Origin of the sequence: Streptomyces sp. TRM68367, assembly GCF_014495685.1 — a bacterium.
Classification (GTDB): domain Bacteria; phylum Actinomycetota; class Actinomycetes; order Streptomycetales; family Streptomycetaceae; genus Streptomyces.
In genome coordinates, this window is record NZ_JACTVI010000182.1 from 1 (window position 1) to 7,421 (window position 7,421).

Genomic DNA, 7,421 nt, shown 5'->3' on the forward strand with positions numbered 1-7,421 from the left:
CGGCTCGCGGCTCGCGGCTCGCGGCTCGCGGCTCGCGGCTCGCGGCTCGCGGCTCGCGGCTCGCGGCTCGCGGCTCGCGGCTCGCGGCCATGTTTGCCTATCACACCTCAAGCCGCGGTTCCACTCCTCCTGTCGGGACCATCTCTCTGGTCGTGAACATATACACGGTAACCAAGGCGTGGGTCCCTCCCGAAGCGGGGCAGCCGCCTGCATCCCGAGGGTTCACGGTGATCCGGCGAGGTGCTGCTGCAATTCCACGTGCCGGAATTCGTAGGAGCTGCCGACCTGTCGCAGCACGCCGCGCAGGTGTGCGTCCTCCAGGAAGGTGAGAAGGCGGAAGGGGGTTCGGTGGAGAAGCCCGTGCCACAAACACACCAGGGCGAAGGGACCGCACGCCGTGCGAGAGAAGGCGACGGGGACGCCGATCGTCATGCCGAGGAGCAGGGCCGGTGCCAGGAACTGTTGGGCTGCGAGCAGCACCAGGTCGCCGAATTCCACTCGGCGGGGGACGTCTTCGGCGTATGCGAGGAAGAGCCCCAGGAACACAGCGGGGAGCAGGGTGAGCGCGAGGCCCCAGCTCATCACGTGCGCGAAGATGGCACGGCGGTCGTGCCGCAGCAGATCACGAGGTGTGACGGGGCGGTTCAGGTCGGCCGTGCGTGGGGTCCACGAGAACAACGCTCCGCCGACGAGCGCGAAGAGGTCGCCGGGCTGGTCGTCTGCTAGCGGGCGGTGCGGCAGGTGGGTAGGGCGGCGTGATGCTGTGGATGTTCGCCGTCCCGGTCGCCGCCGCCTGCTTCGCCGCCTTGACCAGTGAGCAGCACATCACCTGGCCACAGACGGCGGGGCTGTCCTCCGAGAGCCTCCGCAACTCCCACCGAACGCGGATCAACCACACGAGAAGGGAACGTAGATGAGTATCACCCTGGCTCAAGCACACCGGAGGGGCACTCCGCGCCCGTGCACCGCACGTTGGGTGCCGAGCCGGAGCCCGCCGCCTGGACGCCCTGCGGGCCGGAGGCAGGCGTAGACCAGCCTCAGGGCCCGGCTTGATCGGGCAGGGTTGTCCTGAGCGGGGGCGGTATGCCGCCACCTCGGTACCGTCCGCGACCGTTCTGCCCCTGTCCGCTTCCCGCCTCTTCGCCTGGTAGGGCGGCCGGATCGGCTGACAGGACGTCCGCGGATGCGGGCATCGGGGCCGAGAAGCGGTCGCCGTGCTGCGCGCGCTGACCGCCGGCGGGCGGCGGACGCCGCGAGACGGGCCGAGGAGGCGATTGCGGCTGTGCTCCTCGCCTGGCGGTGGCCCAGTGCCGGTGCAGTCGAATCGGATCCGCACTGACGGTCGTGTCGTTATGCTCGATGTATGAGCGTCGCCTACGACCACTACCCCGAGCTGCATGGACTCATCGACCGACTGCGTCCCGAGCAGGCAGCCGAGGTGCGCGCACACGTTCTCCGCCTCGTCAGGGACGACGAGGCGTCCAAGGGCGGGCTGCGCGTCTTGGGTGTGTTCGACGGGCCGGAAGAGGATCTTGGAGCCCGTTCCGAGGAGATCATCCGCAGGGAGGCTGGACAGCCTTGATCCTGGTCGACACCGGCCCGGTGGTGGCCGCCCTCAACCGCCGGGATCCCGATCACCTGCGATGCCGCAAGCTTCTTGACGACGGGGCCGGCCAGCTCCTGGTGACGCCCTACGTCGTGGCCGAAGTCTGCTGGATGGCAGCTTCCCGGCTGGGAGCGCGAGCCGAAGCCAACGTCATCGATGCCGTGGCCGCTGGCGACTTCCGGCAGGTCGCTGTCGAGGACGCGGACCTGGCGCGCATCAGCGAACTGCTGCATCAGTACGCGGACCTGCACGGAGGCGACGGACTGAGCGTCGCGGACGCCTCCGTGGTCGCTGCCGCGGAGCGCTTGAACATCAGCGACATCGCAACGCTGGACATCACCGACTTCTCGATCGTGCGCCCACGTCACATCGACCACTTCACGCTGCTGTAGCCCCGCCGACGCGGGCCCGGCTACCGGGTGAAAAACGCTCGGAAAACGTGCGCACCGTCGCTGCCGCACCGCACAGTGAGAGTCATGAAGCGGAGCGAACCGCCCGAGGTCACCTTCGAAATCGTGCGCATCACCGGACCGGAGGCCGAGGCGCTGGCCGCAGAACAGGCCCGCGTCATCGATGAAGTGCTCCTCTGGATTGCCACGCATCCGCAGAACGACGTGACCTCAGGCGCCGCAGATCCTCGCGGAGAGTAACGGTCTGCTAGCTCCAGTTACCCCAAAGGGTTCGAACCTGCGCACCTGCGGTCATCCTCAATACCCCCGCTGACTTGCGGAAATGCGGGCGTCGGGTCTGAAGGAGCAGAATTGCAGGAACCGCTGCTCCCCGGAGGGGAACAGCGGTAACAAACACCCTGACCTGCGAAAATACGCTTCGTGGCTGGGTGCCCCCGGCAGGATTCGAACCTGCGCACACGGCTCCGGAGGCCAGGTGAGAGCAAGACTCCACCGGGGCCCTGACCTGTGCCGGAGGTTCTGGCCCAGCAGGTGCCGAGCAAGATCATTACGCCCCTATTACGTGGGCCACCTGTCGGCCGGTAACTCCGGGCCGTATGGTCGAAGCATGATCTCGGGCAGCGGCGGGGGACCGGTCGACGGCGGCACGGAGTTTACGGCGGAGGGCCTGGCGCCCGTCTTCCATGAGGCCTGCAAGACGGCCGGACTCGACTCCCGCGGCGCCGAGTTGCTGCGGCTAGGGTCAAACGCGGTCTACCGCCTGGCCTCGTTACCGGTCATTGTCCGCATCGCCCGCGATCCGGCGGTGCTGGCGGAGATGGAACGGGCCGTGAACGTGGCCCGGTGGCTGGAGACAGAGAACTTCCCGGCTGCCCGAGTGCCGGCCTCGGTGAGTCAGCCGATGGTCGTCGACGGCCTGGTGGTCACCTTCTGGGAGAGCGTCCAGGAGAACGAAGAGTACGCGACGCTCGGCGAGCTGGCTGACCTGCTGCGCCGCTTGCACTGGCTGGAAGAACCTGAGTCGCTCGGCCTGCCGTACTTCGATCCGATGGCCAAGCTGACGGCGTCCCTCGACGGGTTGGGGGGCGTGGCCGAGGAAGACAGGGCCTTCCTGGAGGAGCGAGCGGCCAGGCTCTCCAAGGACTATGACCGGCTGGACTTCGTCCTTCCCTTCGGCATGATCCACGGGGATGCCAACATCGGGAACATCCTCCGGCACCGGGACGGGCAAGCGGTTCTCATCGACCTGGACGGCTTCGCGCTGGCCCCACGTGAGTGGGACCTCATCCTGACGGCGATCTACCACGACCGTTACGGGTGGCACTCGAAGACGGAGTACGCAGAGTTCGTCCACCGGTACGGCTTCGATCTCATGAACTGGCCGGGCTACGAGACCTTGGCCGACCTCCGGGAACTGATGATGGTGGCATGGGTAGGTCACCAGGTCGGAACGAGTGAACGTTCTGCCTCCGAGTTCGCCCGGCGGGTGCGGTCTCTGCGGACGGGTGAGGGACGCGAAGAGTGGAAACCTTTCTGAGCTCGACCTGGGTGAGGTCGAGTCAACGCACGGTCAGCCGTACCGCTCCGAAGCGATCCACAACCTGTGTTCCCGGGCGTGCTCGGCAAGCTCACGCGCCGCGCTGCATGGGCCGGCCGTGCTGAGATTGCGGCGGAACTCGGCTAGATAGCTAGTGCATCGGGCCGACTTGAGCTGTTCTCCGAGATCCAACGCATCGAGCGCCACGCGACAGGCCTCCTCGACGTCCCCGGCCCGTAGGTGGGCATCGGCCAGGACCATGGTCGCGAAGAAGTCGCTCCGCACGTGGCTGCCGCTCATGGCGTTCTCGGCGTGGGCGACGGCCCGGCGGGCGCTGTTCACGTCACGGAAGCAGTGCGCGGCCTCGGCGGCAAGCTCGGCTTCGTCGAAGTAGCTGATCCACTCGGGTTCGTCCTCGTTGTTCCGGCTTTCGAGGGCCTTGGTCGCTGCGCTCAGGGCAGCCTCGCATGCAGCGACATCGCCAGTACGCGCCAGGGCTCGGGCTTCCATCGCATGGAACTGTGCGCGCAACGTCGGTGTAGCCACCGGAGAGATGCCCATGAGGGCGGCCCGCGCGAGAGTGGCGGCCTCGGTGTACCGACCCAGGAACGTCGCCTGGTGGCTCATCGCGGACAAGATGCTGCCCGCAAGCCGTCGATCGTTGGCGTCCTGGGCGAACCGGAGGGCTTGGAGAAGGTACCGCTGCGCGAGTCCGTGGTGACAGGCGTCGTAGGACATCCAGCCGGCGAGGAGAGTCGCTTCCGCCACGGTGGAGAAGAGGGCTCGTCCTACCTGCTCGGTGTACCGGCCTCGCAGGAGTGGGGCCACATCGTTGTTGAGGTATTGGATGACGGAGTGACGTGCGTGGTCTCCGCCGAACTGGTCGTCGAGCTGGGCGAACATGTCCGCCGTGGTCTTTATGGCTGCCACGTCGCCGAGACCGACTCGGGCGCCTTCCGTACGAGGCTGGGGGATGCTGGGCTCGGGGGCGACCAACCATCGGAGGGATGCTTCGTTCCATGCGGGCTCGGATGGCTCCGCGGAGAGTAACGGGTCGTACTGGTTGAGGTCGGCACGCCACAGTTGACCGACCGTCCGAATGGCGTCATCCGGGCTTGCGGGATACGCGGCGTCGAGTAGAGAGCCGTCGGCGACTTCCCCGTGACTCAAGCCGAGTTCGGCCGCGCTGGTTCTGAAGGCGTCACACAGCAGCGGGCCGTAGAAGTCGTCCGGGGCACTGTGGCCGTTCTCCCAGCTGGCAATACGGCGCTTCACGCTGGCGTCCGAGGGGAGTTGGTGACCGCGCTGGGCGGCAGCGTGGCGTAGTTCCCTTACCAATCGTGGCTGGCTCCAGCCCCGACCCGTGCGAGCTTCACGTAAGCGGACACTGCTCGGCTTCAAGGCGCCCTTCACTCCCTGCGTGATGCCGGTGCGACAACTCGGGGTTCTGTTACTGAATGTACGTGCTGGTCATCGCTTCGTGCAGCCAGTAACCGGAGTTCATCTGTAAGGGAGGGGGAGGACGGGGGATGACGCACTGTGCGTGGACGCGTCATCCCCCGTCACCTCTCGTCATCTGCCCTGGCCAGGGGCCGGACCGGAAGTCTGGAAGTGCTGCGGCACCGGGGCCGCAACGTAGTCCGACTGAAGGTGAGACGTCATGCAGAGGATGACCAGGCGCGGCATGGAATGGCTGTCTGCGGCGGCGGACGATCCCGCGCAGTGCCGGCAGGTCTGGGCGGATGATCCGCGTATGCCTTGCTTGCTCGCGACGGGCCGCCTCTTCGACGTGGTGAGCGTAGACCAGCGCCTCGGCCTGGAGATGTTCGACCGGCTCTTGCGCAGTGGCTTGCCGTTCGGCCCCTCGGTCGTCGACCGCAAAGCACAGCGCGTTGGCTTCTTCCTCGGCTCGAACAGCCGCGACACCTTCTCGAACTTCCTCGGACGAGAAACGCCCTCCCCGCCGCCGTACCGGTACCTCGGCCATGGCTCCGCCGTCGTAGTGCCCGGCCCCATCCCACTTTCTGCGGACCGCTACCAGTGGCTCCGCGCGCCGACGCGCCGGCCGGAGGCCAACCCGCTGCGCCCGGTCGCCCTTGCGACGGCTCTTGTGGCCTCCGCAGAACTCCTGGCGAGGATCGACCGCTTCGACGAGCAGTACCCGACTCCGTACGCGGCGGTCGCTGCACTCCCCGAGGAGACCACCACCGATGCGGGATGAGCCGACCAGCGGGCACGACTTCGCTACGTGGTCGCCCCTCGACAGTGAGGGATGGTACGCGGCCCGAAACGCCACCACCGCACTACGGGATGTCCTCGTGCGCGCAGGTCTGGAGAAGGACTTCCCTTACCTGCGAGCGGACTTGAACGCCTTTGGGCACGGCCTCGTCGAGCTGGGCCGAGTGTCCCCCGACACGGCCGAACGCCTCGCAGAGCTTTTGCGCCTGGCGCTGGCAAGTGGCTTCGGCGCGGACTGTGACGGCTCTGGAACTGCCCAGTCCACTACCAATGAGCACAAGGGAAGGACCTGACGTCATGACCGACCGGCGAGGAGTGGTGGCCAAGCGCGCGGAGGACTTGTCGCCTAGCGTGCCCTACGTCCGCGGCTGGAACCGTGCTCGACGAAGCGCCGGCACTTTGGCCGATCAACTGGTGCTGCTCGGACTGGACTCCGACTTCCCCGGCCTGGTGGCTGACGTCAACGTCTCCGGTGACGGGTTGGTGCAGCTTGGCACCGTGCGCCCTGAGACGGCCGAACTGCTGGCACAGCTGATCACGGCAGGACTGGAAGCGGAGCACCGTGGCCCGGTGGGTGAACCGCCTATGACCACTCGACAAGAAGCGCCTGCTGCCTGAACCGCTTTCCCGGACGCCGGTTGCGCCTCATCTGGGGGCAGTCCCCGCATTCAGACGACCGGGCCCCTTGCGGCATCGTGCCTTGGCACTGCCGCAGGGGGCTCTTCTTTGCCTCGATGCTCTCCGGTGCGCTCCTCGGCCTGCCGCTCGGCCGGGACCGGCGCCCCAGCGCCGCAGCCCGGACGAACGGCAGGCCGTGTATGACATCAGCTTGGGAAGCTGCGGTTATTTGCGGGCGGCTCGGGCGCTGACCTGGCTGTACGGCCGGTTTGCGGCGCTTGCCGGTTCGACCGCTTTCACCATGGTTCCCCGCTGTTCCCCGCTCGATCTGGTGCGCTTGTGGTGCGACCGTAAGCAAGTTACTGCGAATGCTGTCACCTGAACGCACAGCCGATCCGCCCGTAGTCTTCGTCTGCTGCTGTTTTTCTAGTCGAGTTCCGGCTCAGTCAGCGGGTCTCTTTGGCCTTGCTGGTGAGGGACGCCATGTGCCGGTGGAAGCCCGACCAGGCGGCCACCGGGCTTCGGTCCGGGCCCCTCGGGTATCCCGTCGATCATCGTGATCAGCGCCGTCAGCGGATTGAGGATCTGCGCGGGGTCATAGAGAACGGCGGTCTGCAGGTTCATCAACGCCGTCTCGAGATCTCGGTCCCCCACTCTGTTGGCGACCTCGATCAGACGGTCCAGATGCTCCTTGACCAGTGCGTTGTCCTCTGGAGGCTCGAGCACGGCCTCCTCCGACCTGAGCGCGTTGACGATGTCGATGAGCTCGCGGAGTTCACGCCCCTCCTTGGCGCGCCTCTCCCTGGTCGCTCCGTCTGGCCACGTCACATACCGGAGGAGCCAGAGGGAGAGCGTGGAGAGCCAAGTGCGGGCCTGCCGCCGAGCGGCTTTCATCTGCTCGGTGAGCTTCCCGAAGCCTCCACTAGTGAGGAAGTTTCATCGTGATTCGTGCAGGTCAACGGCCCTGGCGTGACGGGCGGTTGGGCTGCTCGCGCATGTCACGAGCGTGATC

General features: G+C 66.9%; 10 protein-coding genes and 1 tRNA gene. 7 read left to right on the plus strand and 4 right to left on the minus strand.

Translation table 11 applies throughout. The features are described 5' to 3' along the window. Positions 1–222 precede the first annotated feature (222 nt). Positions 223–678, minus strand: coding sequence for a hypothetical protein (locus tag H8R17_RS43715; RefSeq protein ID WP_187828729.1), 456 nt, complete (start codon positions 676–678; stop codon positions 223–225). A gap of 685 nt (positions 679–1,363) precedes the next feature. Here H8R17_RS43715 and H8R17_RS43720 point away from each other — a divergent pair. From H8R17_RS43720 to H8R17_RS43730, 3 genes are all read left to right on the plus strand, one after another. Continuing rightward, positions 1,364–1,582 (plus strand): hypothetical protein, encoded by a 219-nt coding sequence (locus tag H8R17_RS43720; protein ID WP_187828730.1) that lies wholly within the window; start codon positions 1,364–1,366, stop codon positions 1,580–1,582. After that, on the plus strand, positions 1,579–1,998 hold the full coding sequence (locus H8R17_RS43725) for a type II toxin-antitoxin system VapC family toxin (protein ID WP_187828731.1): 420 nt from the start codon (positions 1,579–1,581) through the stop codon (positions 1,996–1,998). Before H8R17_RS43720 ends, H8R17_RS43725 begins: the two co-directional genes overlap by 4 nt. Before the next feature lie 84 nt (positions 1,999–2,082). Beyond that, entirely contained in the window at positions 2,083–2,256 is a 174-nt protein-coding gene (locus tag H8R17_RS43730) for a hypothetical protein (protein WP_187828732.1), read from the plus strand. Between the two features lie 189 nt (positions 2,257–2,445). Here the strand turns inward: H8R17_RS43730 and H8R17_RS43735 are convergent. Then, positions 2,446–2,515: transfer RNA gene (locus H8R17_RS43735), tRNA-Arg, on the minus strand. Between the two features lie 108 nt (positions 2,516–2,623). Between H8R17_RS43735 and H8R17_RS43740 the strand changes: the two genes are divergently transcribed. After that, a complete protein-coding gene (locus H8R17_RS43740; protein WP_187828733.1) occupies positions 2,624–3,553 on the plus strand; it encodes a phosphotransferase family protein in 930 nt (309 codons plus the stop codon). A gap of 33 nt (positions 3,554–3,586) precedes the next feature. Here the strand turns inward: H8R17_RS43740 and H8R17_RS43745 are convergent, their stop codons facing one another. Continuing rightward, complete coding sequence (locus H8R17_RS43745; protein ID WP_187828737.1) at positions 3,587–4,828, minus strand: hypothetical protein; 1,242 nt, start codon at positions 4,826–4,828, stop codon at positions 3,587–3,589. Positions 4,829–5,213: 385 nt separating this feature from the next. Here H8R17_RS43745 and H8R17_RS43750 point away from each other — a divergent pair, with 385 nt between their 5' ends. The 3 genes from H8R17_RS43750 to H8R17_RS43755 are packed head-to-tail and all read left to right on the plus strand — an operon-like array spanning position 5,214 to position 6,409. Beyond that, positions 5,214–5,774: a bifunctional DNA primase/polymerase gene (locus tag H8R17_RS43750; RefSeq protein ID WP_187828734.1), complete on the plus strand. Its 561-nt coding sequence runs from the start codon at positions 5,214–5,216 to the stop codon at positions 5,772–5,774. After that, positions 5,764–6,084: a hypothetical protein gene (locus tag H8R17_RS48310; RefSeq protein WP_262506000.1), complete on the plus strand. Its 321-nt coding sequence runs from the start codon at positions 5,764–5,766 to the stop codon at positions 6,082–6,084. The genes H8R17_RS43750 and H8R17_RS48310 overlap by 11 nt, the downstream gene beginning before the upstream one ends. A 4-nt stretch (positions 6,085–6,088) precedes the next feature. Further along, positions 6,089–6,409, plus strand: coding sequence for a hypothetical protein (locus H8R17_RS43755; protein ID WP_187828735.1), 321 nt, complete (start codon positions 6,089–6,091; stop codon positions 6,407–6,409). 426 nt (positions 6,410–6,835) lie between these two features. Here H8R17_RS43755 and H8R17_RS43760 read toward each other — a convergent pair whose 3' ends face one another. Further along, complete coding sequence (locus H8R17_RS43760) at positions 6,836–7,303, minus strand: hypothetical protein (protein ID WP_187828736.1); 468 nt, start codon at positions 7,301–7,303, stop codon at positions 6,836–6,838. Positions 7,304–7,421: the final 118 nt, after the last annotated feature.

Coding starts and splice junctions, on each gene's coding strand:
- H8R17_RS43720 (WP_187828730.1), top strand. CDS start 1,364: ATGAGCGTCGCCTACGACCACTACCCCGAGCTGCATGGACTCATCGAC.
- H8R17_RS43730 (WP_187828732.1), top strand. CDS start 2,083: ATGAAGCGGAGCGAACCGCCCGAGGTCACCTTCGAAATCGTGCGCATC.
- H8R17_RS43740 (WP_187828733.1), top strand. CDS start 2,624: ATGATCTCGGGCAGCGGCGGGGGACCGGTCGACGGCGGCACGGAGTTT.
- H8R17_RS43750 (WP_187828734.1), top strand. CDS start 5,214: ATGCAGAGGATGACCAGGCGCGGCATGGAATGGCTGTCTGCGGCGGCG.
- H8R17_RS48310 (WP_262506000.1), top strand. CDS start 5,764: ATGCGGGATGAGCCGACCAGCGGGCACGACTTCGCTACGTGGTCGCCC.
- H8R17_RS43755 (WP_187828735.1), top strand. CDS start 6,089: ATGACCGACCGGCGAGGAGTGGTGGCCAAGCGCGCGGAGGACTTGTCG.
- H8R17_RS43760 (WP_187828736.1), bottom strand. CDS start 7,303: ATGAAAGCCGCTCGGCGGCAGGCCCGCACTTGGCTCTCCACGCTCTCC.